Origin of the sequence: Rhodococcus sp. PD04, assembly GCF_035918275.1 — a bacterium.
In the GTDB taxonomy this organism is placed as follows: Bacteria; Actinomycetota; Actinomycetes; order Mycobacteriales; family Mycobacteriaceae; genus Rhodococcus; species Rhodococcus rhodochrous.
Genome location: NZ_CP142143.1, coordinates 4,708,336 through 4,722,070, shown reverse-complemented (window position 1 = coordinate 4,722,070; position 13,735 = coordinate 4,708,336). Strand labels below are relative to the sequence as shown.

Genomic DNA, 13,735 nt, shown 5'->3' with positions numbered 1-13,735 from the left:
GTGGCGATGAAGCGAGCAGTCCTGGCGACGGTGTTGCTTCTGGTCGCGGCCTGTTCCGATGCCGGAGACCAAGAGCAGCAGCCGACGAACGTCCCGGCGGTGGATGCGGAATGCGACGCCGCCGACCATCGCTTCGTCTCGTCCGTCAGCGCCGACGGTCGTTATTTCGAGGATCAGTACGGTGATCCCGTCCTCGTCCGCGGCGACTCGCCGTGGTCGGGGATGGCCGACTGGTCGCCCGAGCAGGCCGAGTTGTACTTCACCGACCGCGAGAGCAACGGGTTCGACGCGTCGATCATGTCGGCGATCGTCGTGCCGGTGAACGGCGGGCCGAGCTACGAAGGCGCCACCTTCGACGGCATCGAACCGTTCGTCGACGGCGACATCACGCAGTGGAACGAGGCGTACTGGTCGCGCGTCGACGACTATCTCCGGATCGCGTGCCGCCACGGGAACACGGTGTTCCTGTATCCGATGGACGGATGGAATCTCACCCACGTCTTCGCCTCGACCACACCCGAGGAAGCCTTCGAATACGGGCGGAGATTCGCGCAGCGGTACGCGGAGTTCCCGAACATCGTCTGGATGACCGGCGGCGACTATTCACCGGAGGCGGAGGATCTCGCGGCCGGTGCCGAGTCGGACCTCGTGCTGCGCGCGATGCTCGATGGGATCCGTGATGCCGGCTCCGACGCACCGTTCACGATCCAGCTGGGCTGGGACAAGCTGCTCTCGACGGATCATCCGTTCTGGGAGCCGATCGTGGACTGGAACTTCGTCTACACCTACGCGCCGACCTATCAGGCGGTCCTGCAGGCCTACGAGCGTGCCGACGGGACCCGCGACCCGCGACCCGCACTGTTCTCGGAGGGCAACTACGAAGGCGAGAACAACCAGGAGGACACGGCGCCGACCACCGACGAGACGCTCCGACGTCAGGCGTTGTGGGCACTGACCTCCGGTTCGCCCGGCGAGTTCCGGGGTTCCGACGACTGGGAGTTCCCGGACGGGTGGGAATCCCGACTGGACACCTCCGCCGTCGCGCAACTGCGGGCGATACGCGAACTGTGGCAGTCGTGGCCGTGGTGGGAACTCGTGCCGGACATCGACGAACCGCTCGTCGTCGCAGGTCGCGGCACCCCGTGGACGAGCGACGAGATGATCGACGTCCTCGACGACGAGTACGTCACCGCCGCCCGGACACCGGACGGTTCACTCGCCGTCGTCTATGTTCCGACGCAGCGCACGATCCGGCTCGATCCTGCCCTGGTACCGGAGTCGGCGACCCTCGAGTGGATCGACCCCGCCGACGCGACCGGGCCTCGGCAGCCGGCCACTCCCGACGAGAACGGCGATATCTCCACACCGGGGCCGAACACGGACGGAAACGAGGACTGGCTTCTCGTGATCACCGACCGACAGGCGTGAGAGTGCGCGGCCGGGGGAGCGATACCGCCGGCGCCACCGCGAGGAGACCGACGATGCCCGCCACCACGAAGGCGGTCGCGGTCGACGTCGAACCCAGCAGGGCTCCGAACACGACCGATCCGGCGGCCTGGCCCACGGCCAGGGCGATGAACAACGCCACGGTGCCCTCGGCTGCGCGTTCGGCGACCGACCGCACGGCCCACACGATGAGCACCCCGCTCATCGCGATGTAGCTCGCGCCGAACAAGGCGACGGAGAGGTAGGCGGGGATCGGTGTTCCGGGCAGCAACCCCAGCAGAACGGTGGCCACCGACATGGCGGTGGTGGTGAACGTCCACGCGACCGGCAGGTTCCAGGTCTGCACGATCCGGCCCGCGGTCGCCCCCAGCACCCCGAAGGCGCCCAGGACCATCCACGCGAGCACCGAGTAGGTCTCCCCGCCGGTGCCGTCGCTCATGACGGACCGGCCGAACGTCCAGATCGCCGCGCTCGACGCACCGGCCAGTGCTGCGGCGAGGAGGGGACGGATCAGCGGGGACAGTTCGCCGATCCGCACAGGCGTGGTGTGTGAACGATCCCGTCGATCGTCGGAACGTCGGTCGGTGCGGAGGACGGTGAAAGCGACCCCGGCGGTGAGGATCGCGATGACGACCCATCCCACACGCCACTGGCCTGCGGTGGCGAACACCAGAGCTCCGGCGGCGACGAGTCCCACCCCCGTTCCCGAATTGACGATCGTCTGCGCGTTCTCCTGCCGATCGGGAGCGACATTGCGTTCGACGAGCGTCACCAGCCCGGGAGTGGCGAAACCGGCCCCGGCTCCGGCGACAATCACGCTCAGCGCGAAGACGATCGTGTGCGTCGACGCCGCCACCCCCAGCGCACCGATCGCCGCCGTGGCTCCGGCGCAGGCCACGACGAGACGTGGGCGTCCGCTCGTCCTCGACGCGACGATCGCCGCGAGACAGTACGAGAGGAAACTGCCGGCCTGGACGGCACCGGCGACCGTCGAGCCCATCCCGAACGAGTCGGTGAACTGGGGCAGGAAGAGTCCGTAGCCGAACCGCGCCAGCCCGTAGGTGGTCGCGATCAGGACTGTGCCGGCGATGACGAGTGGATGCATCGCGTCCCCCGAACGGATCGATGACCAGAACGATCGTTACTCTACGCCGAAACGATCGTTTCAGCAGAACGAGCGTTACAGTGTGGTCATGTCCACGGCTCGTCCTGCTGCACGTACCCGTCTGCTCCGGGCCGCCGAGGAGATGCTCTTCGACCGGGGAATCAGGGCGACACCCGTCGACGATCTGCTGCGCCGGGCCGAAGCCTCCGCAGCGTCCCTGTACACGCACTTCGGCAGCAAGGAATCCCTGGTCGCCGAGGCGCTGCGGGTCCGGTTGGCGGAATGGCGCGCGGTGTGGGACCGGCACGTGGTCGATGCCGACGACGACATCGGACGTCTGCTGGCGATCTTCGACGCCCTCGCTGCGTACCGCGACGACTCGGAATCCCCTGCCCGCTGGTGCGCCTTCCTCGCGACCGCGACGGAGTTCCCCGACCCCACCGACGAGATCGGCGAGATGCTCGCGGCGGACAGCGACCTGCTCGCCGAGCGACTCCTGCACCTTGCGAAACCGGTGGCCGGGCCGAACGCGCAGGATCTCGCCGACGACGTGCTCACCGCCTACAACGGAACCCTCGCGGGCTTCCTGCGCGGCCGGCCGTCGTCACCGATCGAGGTGGGGCGCAGGGTGGCGCGCGCGGCCGCCCTGTCCTACCGGTGACGATCGCCGATCGGTGACGATCAGACGTACTTGACCTTGATGTCCTCGCTGTCGGGTACGCCCTGACAGGTGAGGATGTAGCCGTCGGCGATCTCTTCTTCGGACAGTGCGTCGTTGACGCGCATCGTCGCGCTGCCGTGGGTGACCTTGGCGATGCAGGTCGCGCAGTTGCCGGCCTCGCACGAGAACGGCGGCGCCAGGCCCGCGCGACGCGCGCTCTCGAGCAGTGTCTCACCGGCGTGCCGGGGCACGGAGACGCGTTGGTTGCCGAGGCGGATCGAGACGGTGCCCTTCACCTCCCCGCTCGGGGCGGACTCCGCCTCCTGGGCGTCCTCGGCCTTGATGGGTTCGGCTGCGCTGCCGAACCGTTCGCTGTAGATGTTGCCGGGGCCGGGGAGCGCGGCCTCGACCATGTCCATGAACGCTTCCGGGCCGCACAGGTAGCTGTCGGCGCCGCCGTCGGATCCGACGAAGGCGCGCACGGCGTCGGGAGTGAGCAGTCCGCTCTCGTCGTCGAAGTGCCGCACCACCTCGAGGCGACCTGCGTACCGGTCGGCGAGTTCGTCGGTGAGGCTCGCGAAGATCGCGGACGCGCGGTCGCGGTCGGCGATCAGCAGGCGCACCGGCCGGTCGGTCGTCGCGAGTGCGCTCTTGGCGAGCGACAGGATCGGCGTGATGCCGCTTCCGCCGGCGAAGCCGAGCACCGGACCGGCTGCGTCGCGGAGAAGGAAAGTGCCTGCGGGTCGGGTGATCTCGACCTCGTCGCCTTCCGCGATGTTGTCGTGCAGCCAGTTCGAGACGGCTCCGCCGGTGACCCGCTTGACGGTGGTCATCATCTCGGTGTCGGTCTCGGGCGCGCTCGACATCGAGTACGAGCGATACAGATCGGTGCCGTCGACCTTCACCTTGAAGGTGCAGAACTGCCCTGACTTGTAGGTGAAGGGCCCGTCGAGGGGAGCGAGCACATAGGTGCGGGCGTCGTCGGTCTCCTTCACGATCCGGGTCACGGTCGCGCGTTGAAACAAAGGTGGTCTCGCCATGGACCGTCTCCTCCTGGTATCAATGTTCTGCAAGAACGAGAGTACTATTCTCATTCAGGAGAGCAAGACCTCTCGACCGGTATTGCTGCGACGCGAGAGAGCACCATGACAGAGCCCACCGTGTTGGCCTTCGAAGACCGCGAGTACACCCTCGCGGAACTCGATGCGCTCACCTGCGGACTCGCTCGTGTCCTGGCAGATCGCGGCGTGGGTCCCGGCGACCGCGTGGCACTCATGTCGTCCAACCGCCCCGAATTCGTCGTGGCCTACCGGGCCATCGACAGGCTCGGCGCCGTCGTCGTCCTGCTGAGCCCGGCCTGGAAAAGCGGCGAGGTCGAGCACGCCCTCCGGCTCACCGAACCGGCCTTCGCCGTCGGCGACAACCCCGTCCTCGCCGCCGCGATGCCGATGCTCTACCTCGACGACCCGATCGAACCCGATCACGGCGACTTCACCGCAACCCCCGTGGACCCCGACGCCGATGTACTGCTCGTCTTCAGTTCCGGTACGACGGGCCTGCCGAAGGCCGTGCGGCACACCCGCTCCTCGTTCGCCGCGGCCGTGGCGCACTGGCGGCAGGTCCTCGGACTCACCGCCGGCGACCGGCTCCAGATCGTCACCCCTCCCTCGCACATCCTCGGCCTGCTCAACATCGCCACCGTGCTCGACGCCGGCGGATGGATGCGGCTACACCGGCGATTCGACCTCGACGCGATGCTGAAATCCATCGAGCGCGACCGGATCACCGTCGAGATGGCCGTCGCACCGATCGCCCTCGCGATCGCCTCGCATCCGGATCTCGAATCGTTCGACCTGTCGTCGCTGCGCTACATCATGTGGGGCGCCACACCCGTCACCGCGAGTGTCGCGGAGACCGTCACCCGGCGCACCGGCGTGACCTGGTTGCCGGCCTACGGAGCCAGCGAGGTCCCCGTCATCACCTGCAATCCGGTGGGCGACGCCCGCCTCGACAGCGTCGGCGTACCTGCGCCCGGCCTCGAACTGCGGATCGTCGAACTCGGGACCGGCCGGGAGGTCCCGGCCGGCGAGACCGGAGAGATCCAGGTGCGGTCGGCCTCGGCCATGGCTGGATACCTGCCCGACGACGCGACCGCCGGGGCGTTCTGCGACGGCTGGTACCGCACCGGCGACGTCGGATGGCTCGACGCCGACGGCCGGTTGCGGATCACCGACCGTGCCAAGGACATGATCAAGGTCAACGGATTCCAGGTCGCTCCCGCCGAGGTCGAAGCGGTGCTGCACGGCCACCCCGACATCGCCGACTGCGCCGTCTTCGGAACGAAGAACGGTGCGGCCGGCGAGACGGTCGTCGCGGCGATCGCCACCACCGCGACACTCGATCCCGACGACATCTCCACCTATGTGGCCGAACGACTCGCGTCGTACAAGCGACCGGGACGCGTGATCTTCGTGCCCGACATTCCCCGCCTGCCGTCCGGCAAGGTCTTGCGCCGACAACTCGAGGAGCGCCATGGACGTACGTCTGACCATTGAACAACAGCAGTTGCGCGACGCCGCCGCCAAACTGGCCGACGATCTGGGTGCCCGCTCGGTGTCGGATCTGGACGACGCGGCACGCCGGGCACGGCTGGAGAAGACCGTCGCCTCGACGGGCTGGCGCTCCCTGCGCTCCGACGGCGCGTCGGGAGTCGAAGTCGCCATCGTGGCAGAGGAATTCGGGCGCGGCCTCGTCGACGTGCCGTTCTTCGGTCCGGTGCTCGCCGACGACCTGCACCGGCACTTCTCCGACGACCAGCCGACGCGCGCCATCGCCGTCGGTGCCGACGCCTTCGACGCGCACGGCCTCGATCGCGTCCTCGTCCTCCGGGACCGGACGGTGTCGACCGCGGCCGTCGGTGAGCCCGCGCCCGGTGCGGACCTGACCCGTTCGTTCGCGACGTTCGCCGAACCGGACGAGACGCTCGGCGAACTCTCCGCCGAGAACGCCGACCGCGCACATGCTCTCGCGCTCGTCGTCACGTGCGCCGACCTCGTCGGGGTGTCACGGGGCGCGCAGGCGGTGGCCGTCGACTACGCGAAGATCCGTGAGCAGTACGGAAACACGATCGGGTCGTACCAGGCGGTCGCGCACATGCTGGCCGAGAGCGAAGCCCTCATCGAAGGCTCGATCAGCGTGCTGCGGCACGCGGCGTGGGCCGTCGACGAGCTGACACCCGAGGAAGCGATCCGCGCCGCGCGCATCGCCAAGATCTACACCGCGCGCGCCGCGCGCACCGTCTGCGAGACCGCCGTTCAGGTGCACGGCGGGATCGGCAACACCTGGGAGTGCATCGAGCACGTGTACCTGCGGCGGGCCCTGACGTCCACCGAACTGTTCCCCGTGAGCCTGGAGGAGATCGACCTTGGACTTTCGTGACTCGCCGGAAGAAGCCGCATTCCGCGCCCGGCTGCGGACCTGGCTCGCCGATCAGGCCGGAAAGTTCCCCACCTCGGGTGACGAGTACTGGGCTCGGCAGGGCGAATGGCATCAGGCGCTCTACAGCGCAGGGTTCTTCGGCCTGTCGTGGCCGAAGAAGTACGGCGGGCAGGATCTTCCGCCCGTCTTCGACGTGATCCTCGACGAGGAACTCGCCGTCGCCGGATGCCCGCCGCGCCCGAGCCTGGGATATCTCGTGGTCGGCCTCGGCCACCATGCCAGTGACGAACTGTGCGAACGGTTCCTGCCCGGCATGATCGACGGCACCGAACGGTGGTGCCAGGGATTCAGCGAACCCGGTGCCGGCTCCGACCTCGCGTCGCTCACCACCACGGCGACCCGCGACGGCGACGAATACGTCATCCACGGCCACAAGGTCTGGACGAGTTACTCCGACGTCGCCGACTGGTGCCTGCTGCTCGCCCGCACCGATCCGGATGCGCCGCGGCACCGCGGTATCTCGGCGTTCATCGTCTCGATGCACCAGGACGGCATCGAGCAGCGACCGTTGAAGATGATCAGCGGCGTCACCAAGGAGTTCGGCCAGGTGCTGTTCGACGGTGCCCGCGTGCCGGCAAGCCGCATGGTCGGGGCTCCCGGGGAGGGCTGGCGGGTCGCGATGACCGTCGTCGGCCACGAGCGCGAACCGTCCACCCTCGGATTCGCCGCCCGCTACGGCAAACTCGTGCGTCAGCTCGCCAAGCGCGTCGACGGTCCGCCCCCGCAGGATCTGGCCTGGGCGGCGGTGCAGTCGGAGATGCTGCGTCTGCACGTGCGGCGGCGACTGTCCGAGCAGCTCGACGGTGTCTCGCACGGCTCCGAGGGGTCGCTCGACAAGCTGCTCATGACGTGGGTGGACCAGTCGGTCGGACACGCAGCCCTGGCAGTCGCGGACAGCCGCGACGAGGAACTCCTCGGCTCGTACATGTACAGCCGCGCCCAGTCCGTCATGGGCGGCACGTCGCAGATCCAGAAGAACATCATCGCTTCGCGCATCCTCGGATTGGGGGTCTGACATGTACGGCATGCCCGACGAGATCGAGGTCCGCGCCGAGGGGCCGCTGCGGATCGTCACGCTCAACCGGCCGTCGAAGTACAACGCGGTCAACGATCCGCTGCACGCGGGACTCGCCCGGCTGTGGCCGCAGCTGAGCGCCGACCGCGAGGTCCGCGCCGTGGTGCTCACCGGTGCCGGCAAGGCGTTCTCCGCCGGCGGGGATCTCGACTATCTCGCCGAACTGGGGCAGGACGCCGAACTGCGGGCGAAGACCATCGCCGACGGACGCGAGATCGTCCTGGGTATGGCGCGCTGCCGCGTGCCTGTGGTCGCTGCGGTCAACGGCCCGGCGGTGGGACTCGGGTGCAGCCTGGTCGCCCTGAGCGACGTCGTCTACATGGGGGAGGGCACCTATCTCGCCGATCCCCACGTGCAGGTCGGGCTGGTCGCGGCAGACGGTGGTCCGCTGACCTGGCCGCTGCAGATCAGCCTGCTGCACGCGAAGGAGTTCGCCTTCTTCGGGGAGCGGATCCCCGCCGAGCGGGCCCGCGAACTCGGCCTGGCGAACCATGTCGTCGCCGATCCGCTCGCCGAGGCACTCGCATGCGCCAAGCGTCTTGTGGAGCAACCGCAGAAGGCCGTGGAGGCCACCAAGCGGCTGCTCAACATCCACCTCGAACGGGCGGTGCTCGCGAGCCTCGACTACGCGATGAGTGCCGAGGAGATGACCTTCCAGAGCGACGACTTCCGTGCGAACATCGCGAGGATGACCGCAGGAAAATCGTGATCGGAGACGCCGGGTGATCGGAGAGGCCGTGTGATCGGACGGTTGCGTTCGCTGTCGAGCTTCCATCCCGATCTGCGGGCGGTGGCGCTGCTCGCTCCACGTCGTGCGGTGACCCCGCGATCGTTGCCGGTGATGCGCATGCTCACCCGCGCGATCCGGGGCACCGACCCGGACGTATACGTCTTCGAACCGGGGGTGTCGGTCCGCTGGTTCGGTCCTCCGGCCCGCGCAGGCACCGAACCCGGTGCGGCCCTGTTGTGGATCCACGGCGGCGGGTACGTCTTCGGCCGGGCCGCGCAGGACGACGCGTTGTGCCGGCGGTTCGCCGACCGGCTCGGTATCGCCGTGGCCTCGGTCGATTACCGATTGGCACCCGAACATCCCTATCCGACTCCGCTCGAGGACTGTCTGCGCGCCTACGAGTGGTTGCGGAGCCGGCCGGAGGTCGATCCGGCGCGTATCGCGATCGGAGGTGCGAGCGCCGGGGCGGGTCTGGTTGCGGCACTGGCACTTCTGCTCCGGGACAGGGAACTGCCGGCACCGGCCTTCCAACTGCTGGCCTATCCGATGCTGGACGACCGCACCGGCGCCGGCCCCGCGCACACCCGGATGTGGGATGCGTTCAGCAACCGGTTCGGCTGGACGAGTTACCTGGGTTCGGCCGATCCGGAGGACGCGGCGCCGGCGCGTCGCACCGATCTGTCGGGTCTACCGCCGGCCTGGATCGGGGTGGGCACGCACGATCTGTTCCTCGACGAGGACCGCGCGTACGCGGAACGGCTACGGGCTGCGGGTGTCCCGTGCACTCTGCACATCGTAGACGGGGCGTTCCACGGCTTCGATTCGGTGGCGTCTCGCACGGGGGTCGCGCGCGGATTCTTCGACGAACAGTGTGCCGCCCTGGAAAATCCGCTCTCCCTGGAACGTTCGTAGGGCCGCTGCCGGATCCCGGCAGCGGCCCTACGACTTCCGTGCTCCGTTCACGAACGGGGCTTGACGTACTCCGACCTCACTTCCATGATCCGCATCTTCGGGATCGGGCCGTAGCTGAGCGAGTCCGACATGTTCAGCTGCTTCGCTGCCGCCGCGGCGTGGACGTTGGCCTTGGCCGCTGCGGGATCACCCTCGAGTTCGTACAAGGTGACCGACGGGCCGCCGTCCGCGTCGGCCGGGGACAGTCGTGTGGCACCGACGAATCCGTCGAGGGCCACCACTTCGGGAATGTGCACCTCGTCGTACCACTTGTTGAACTCTTCCAGCCGCTCGGGATGCGACGGGTACGACTCGACGAGCAAGTAGTGCTTCATGCGTGGTCCTGTCTGTGAGAAGGGTTGGTGTACTGGAATTTCAGACCCGGACGACCCAGCCGCCGTCGATGCTGAGGGTATGGCCGGTGACCCAGTCGCTGCCGGACGACACGAGATACAGCAGGCCGGGGATCAGTTCCTCGGGCTCACCGAACGGGAACGGGATGGCGTGCTTGACCATCTCCTTGAGCTCGGGCGGCGACGCGATCGAACCGGCCTCGGTGTTGACCATCCCGGGCGCGATCGCGTTCACGCGGATACCGAACGGCGCCAACTCGCGTGACAACGAGACCGTCATGCTCACGAGCCCGAGCTTGGTGATGCCGTAGGCCTGCGCGGCCATGAACGCGCCGCTCGACGACTGGTTCACGATCTTCCCGTAGCCGCGCTCCTTCATGTACGGCACCACGGCACGGGTGCACAGGAGGGGGCCGGTCAGGTTGACGGCGAGGGTGCGGTTCCACAGGTCGAGTTCCATCGTCGTGAGGGATCCCTCGCCGACGACCTCGGCCATCAGTCCCGCATTGTTGACCAGGATGTCGACCGATCCGAAGTGCTCGGCCGCGGTCGCGGCCATCTCGGTGGTGCTGACCTCGTCGCTGACGTCGACTCCGACGGCCAGGACACGATGACCGTCCGCCGCGAGTTCGTCCGCCGCGGCCTGAGCGGATGCGAGGTTGACGTCCGCGAGGACGACTGCCGCTCCGGCCTCGGCGAGGCCGCGGGAGTAGGCCCGGCCGATCCCGCCACCGGCGCCGGTGACGATGGCGACCTTGCCGGCCAGCTGGGGAGTGTCTGTCATGGGTTTTCCTTGTCGGTCGAAGCGGGTCGGTGGTGGTGTTCCGGGCGGCTCAGGAGTGGGTGAGCTCGTAGCGGCGGCGGTACTCCTCTTTCGAGGTCTCGCTGATGTCGACGTCGGTGGCGCGGGCGCGCAGGGCGCCGACGGTGGCCTCCTCGCGAGGGATGTGCTCGAAGGGATCCCAGTCGAAGAACTTTGCGGCGTTCGCGAAGGTGATCTTGTCGATCTCCTCGTCCGTGCACCGTGCGGCATCCAACTCGCTCTTCAGAGTCTCCGGCGATCGAGGCCAGGTGGAGTCGGAGTGCGGGTAGTCGCATTCCCACGCGATGGTGTCGACGCCGAGCCGGTGACGGTTGTTCAGTCCGCTCGGCTCGGTGATGTAGCAGGCGAGGAAGTTCTTGCGCCACACGTCCGTCGGAGTCATTCCCTTGGGGAGGAAGCTGGTGCCGGTCCACGACTGGTTGACGATGTGGCGGTCGAGGCGGTCGAGCCACGGCGCGACCAAGCCGACACCGCCCTCGCTCATCGCGACCTTCAGATCGGGGAACTTCTGGAAGGCGCCGCTGAGCATGATGTCGGTGGCCGCGATGGTCGAGATGAGCGGCGTGAGCATCAGCATGTTGTCGATGTCGAAGCCCTCGGGCCGCTTGACGAGATTGATGCCGCCGCCGATGTGCAGCGACAGCACGATGTTGTGCTCGACGCACGCCTCGAAGATCGGATCCCAATAGCCGGACTTGAAATCAGGGAATCCTTCACCGACGCCGTACGGCGTTTCGGGAATGCTGATCGAGCGGCACCCCATGGCCGCGATCCGGTGTATCTCGGCGACCGACGCGTCGGCGTCGAAGAACGGGATGATGCCGATGGGAATGAACCGGCCCGGGTGGGCGTCCGGGACCTCGCCGACGACCCAGTCGTTGAACGCTTTCAGTGCGGCGAGGGAGAGCTTCTTGTCGGGCAGGCTCGCCAGGTGGGTGCCGGCGAAGCCGGGAAAGGTGGCGAACAGGGTCGCGGCGAGGGTGCCGTTGGCGTCCATGTCGCGCACGCGCAGGTCCATGTCGTACACGGCGGGTCGCATCTCGGCGTAGCCGGTGGGGTCCATGCCCCATTCGTGCTTGGGCCACGAGACCACGGCGTTGAGGCCGGAGCTGCCGACGACGGTGCCCTGGAACTGCCAGGCCTGCACCCGGGGATTACGGGGGTGGGCGGTGAGTTTGGGAGCCTGGTCCATCAGGCTCTTGGGGAAGTGCTTCTCGAAGATGTCCGCGGGTTCGACGACGTGGTCGTCGATGCTGATCATCACCATGTCTTCGGTCTTCATGAGGATCCCTTTCCGCAGCCGGTGCCGGTTACTTCTGTGCCGTCACCGGCGCTGCGATTCCCTGCTCGTCGACGATCTTCTGGATCCGGGCGAGGGTCTCGTCGAGTCCGTCGCCGAGGCGCGGACCGGGCGTGAAGGTGGCCGGAAGCTGCCGCATGCCCTGGATGACGCCGATGGACTCGTAGTGGACCGTGCCTTCGGGGTCGCAGCGATAGTCCGGCATCCGGTCGAGTACCGCGAGCAACATCCGCTTGAACATGGTTCGCGCCAGATTGGATCCGATGCAGCGGTGCACTCCGAGTCCGAAGCTGAAGTGCCGGTTGCCCTTGCGTTCCAGGTCGATCTCGTTCGGATCCGTGAACAGTTCCGGATCGCGGTTCGCCATCGCCCACGACAGCCAGATGCGTTCGCCCTCCTTGAACTCGACGCCGTCGAGCTCGGTGTCGGCGGAGAAGGTGCGGCCGTCGCCGGCCGAGGGACAGAAGAAGCGCAGGAATTCCTCGGTGGCGGAATCCAGCAGCGTGTCGCGCTGCTCGCTGAGGATCTCGCGCTGGTCGGGATTCTGCGACAGCCACTCGAGGGCGTGCGACGTCAGGGCGGTCGTCGTATCGAAACCGCCGCCGATGAGCAGGCTCAGCACACCGAGCAGTTCGAGGTCGTCGGGCGTCTCTCCGTCGATGGTGGCCCGGGCGACGGCGTCGACCATGCCGGGGCGGGGATTCTCCCTGATCTCGTGCAGGCTGGCGAGAAGGTCCATTCCCATGACGCGGTGCAGTTCCGCGACGCGGTGGACGTCGGGTGAGTCCGGTGGTGTGTACATCGCGGCGTGGACCGGTTCGCAGTAGACGTTCCACTTGGCGACCGGGATACCGAGCATCGCGAGCGTGATGGCGGCGGGAACGATGTTCACCAGGTCGTCGATGAAATCGATGCTGCCGGTCTCGATCTTTTCGTCGAGGCATGCGCGGATCACCTCGTCGATGAGGGGAACCCACTTCTTCACGGCGGCGGGGGACAGATACGGATTGAGTACCGCACGGAACTCCCGATGTTCGGGGTCGTCCATCTCGAGGATCCCGCCGCGCACACCGGATGCCCGGACGGCGGTGGGGATCATGATCCCCTTGTAACCCCGCCGTACTCCCTTGATGTCGTGATCGTTGGAGATGTTCGCCGAGCGTGCGAGGGTGAACACCGCCTCACTGCCGGCGGCGACCCAGTGACCTCCGTGGGTATCGGACCAGGCTACGGGGCACTTCGAGTGCATCTCCGTGGTGATCTCCGAGAAACGGTCGCGGTAATCCGGTGCGTGCCTGTCGAACTGGTAGACGGGGGTGCGGTGGTCGGTGTCGACCGAGGCCTCGTCGATGCTCACGGTGTCGCCCTCTCGTAGGTCCGGTGGATGATGGGGTCGGGTGTGGTCACAGGACGGAGATCGCCTGTTCGGGGCAACTGCGATGGGCCTCGCGGGCGGACTCGGCGAGTTCGGCGGGTACCTCGGTGTCGACCGCTGTGGCGTGCCCGTCGATGTCGCTCAGTTCGAAGAGCGTGGGCGCGGCCATGGCGCACAGTGTGTGTCCCTGGCAGCGGTGAGGATCGACTTCCACCTTCATGACGTTCTCCGATCGTCGGCGATTCTGTTGTCCTGCAGTCGGCTCGGAACTGCACCGCGACTCGATCCATGTTCCCTGTGCACATTTTCACAATCTTTGTTTCAAGAATGACGTTCCGATTGGTGAGAACAGTAATGTCACAGGTGTCGACCTGCAAGGGGTGCGATCGAAGAAGCAGAGCATGAGGACGGTGCGGAT

14 protein-coding genes are annotated in these 13,735 nt (G+C 67.4%); 7 read left to right on the top strand and 7 right to left on the bottom strand.

The features are described from left to right. Window positions 1–6: 6 nt before the first annotated feature. Window positions 7–1,428 (top strand): apiosidase-like domain-containing protein, encoded by a 1,422-nt coding sequence (locus tag U9J23_RS21475; protein ID WP_272268988.1) that lies wholly within the window; start codon window positions 7–9, stop codon window positions 1,426–1,428. On the opposite strand, the gene U9J23_RS21470 is transcribed toward U9J23_RS21475, so the two are convergent. After that, window positions 1,409–2,551, bottom strand: coding sequence for an MFS transporter (locus tag U9J23_RS21470; protein ID WP_326600324.1), 1,143 nt, complete (start codon window positions 2,549–2,551; stop codon window positions 1,409–1,411). The two genes, U9J23_RS21475 and U9J23_RS21470, sit on opposite strands and share 20 nt — an antisense overlap. Window positions 2,552–2,639: 88 nt before the next feature. Between U9J23_RS21470 and U9J23_RS21465 the strand changes: the two genes are divergently transcribed. After that, window positions 2,640–3,212, top strand: coding sequence for a TetR/AcrR family transcriptional regulator (locus U9J23_RS21465; protein ID WP_326600321.1), 573 nt, complete (start codon window positions 2,640–2,642; stop codon window positions 3,210–3,212). A gap of 20 nt (window positions 3,213–3,232) precedes the next feature. Here U9J23_RS21465 and U9J23_RS21460 read toward each other — a convergent pair whose 3' ends face one another. Further along, entirely contained in the window at window positions 3,233–4,252 is a 1,020-nt protein-coding gene (locus U9J23_RS21460; RefSeq protein WP_258260178.1) for a ferredoxin--NADP reductase, read from the bottom strand. A 105-nt stretch (window positions 4,253–4,357) separates the two neighbouring features. Between U9J23_RS21460 and U9J23_RS21455 the strand changes: the two genes are divergently transcribed. From U9J23_RS21455 to U9J23_RS21435, 5 genes are read left to right on the top strand one after another with little or no spacing between them, the layout of a single operon-like run. After that, the gene (locus U9J23_RS21455; protein ID WP_272268991.1) at window positions 4,358–5,767 is read left to right on the top strand and encodes a class I adenylate-forming enzyme family protein; all 1,410 of its coding nucleotides are present in this window, start codon (window positions 4,358–4,360) and stop codon (window positions 5,765–5,767) included. Further along, window positions 5,745–6,650, top strand: coding sequence for an acyl-CoA dehydrogenase family protein (locus U9J23_RS21450; protein WP_272268992.1), 906 nt, complete (start codon window positions 5,745–5,747; stop codon window positions 6,648–6,650). Before U9J23_RS21455 ends, U9J23_RS21450 begins: the two co-directional genes overlap by 23 nt. Beyond that, window positions 6,637–7,725, top strand: coding sequence for an acyl-CoA dehydrogenase family protein (locus U9J23_RS21445; RefSeq protein WP_326600315.1), 1,089 nt, complete (start codon window positions 6,637–6,639; stop codon window positions 7,723–7,725). The genes U9J23_RS21450 and U9J23_RS21445 overlap by 14 nt, the downstream gene beginning before the upstream one ends. 1 nt (window position 7,726) lies before the next feature. Beyond that, window positions 7,727–8,494, top strand: a complete 768-nt coding sequence (locus tag U9J23_RS21440; RefSeq protein ID WP_059384014.1) for an enoyl-CoA hydratase/isomerase family protein — start codon at window positions 7,727–7,729, stop codon at window positions 8,492–8,494. A 30-nt stretch (window positions 8,495–8,524) separates the two neighbouring features. Next, window positions 8,525–9,427, top strand: coding sequence for an alpha/beta hydrolase (locus U9J23_RS21435; protein ID WP_272268993.1), 903 nt, complete (start codon window positions 8,525–8,527; stop codon window positions 9,425–9,427). Between the two features lie 47 nt (window positions 9,428–9,474). Here U9J23_RS21435 and U9J23_RS21430 read toward each other — a convergent pair whose 3' ends face one another. The 5 genes from U9J23_RS21430 to U9J23_RS21410 are packed head-to-tail and all read right to left on the bottom strand — an operon-like array spanning window position 9,475 to window position 13,537. Next, the gene (locus tag U9J23_RS21430; RefSeq protein ID WP_229582828.1) at window positions 9,475–9,801 is read right to left on the bottom strand and encodes a DUF4286 family protein; all 327 of its coding nucleotides are present in this window, start codon (window positions 9,799–9,801) and stop codon (window positions 9,475–9,477) included. Window positions 9,802–9,841: 40 nt separating this feature from the next. Continuing rightward, window positions 9,842–10,603 (bottom strand): SDR family oxidoreductase, encoded by a 762-nt coding sequence (locus U9J23_RS21425; RefSeq protein WP_326600310.1) that lies wholly within the window; start codon window positions 10,601–10,603, stop codon window positions 9,842–9,844. A gap of 49 nt (window positions 10,604–10,652) precedes the next feature. Further along, window positions 10,653–11,924: an amidohydrolase family protein gene (locus U9J23_RS21420; protein ID WP_272268995.1), complete on the bottom strand. Its 1,272-nt coding sequence runs from the start codon at window positions 11,922–11,924 to the stop codon at window positions 10,653–10,655. 28 nt (window positions 11,925–11,952) lie between these two features. Next, the gene (locus U9J23_RS21415; RefSeq protein ID WP_326600307.1) at window positions 11,953–13,299 is read right to left on the bottom strand and encodes a cytochrome P450; all 1,347 of its coding nucleotides are present in this window, start codon (window positions 13,297–13,299) and stop codon (window positions 11,953–11,955) included. Window positions 13,300–13,345: 46 nt separating this feature from the next. Beyond that, the gene (locus U9J23_RS21410) at window positions 13,346–13,537 is read right to left on the bottom strand and encodes a ferredoxin (protein WP_026061764.1); all 192 of its coding nucleotides are present in this window, start codon (window positions 13,535–13,537) and stop codon (window positions 13,346–13,348) included. Window positions 13,538–13,735 lie beyond the last annotated feature (198 nt).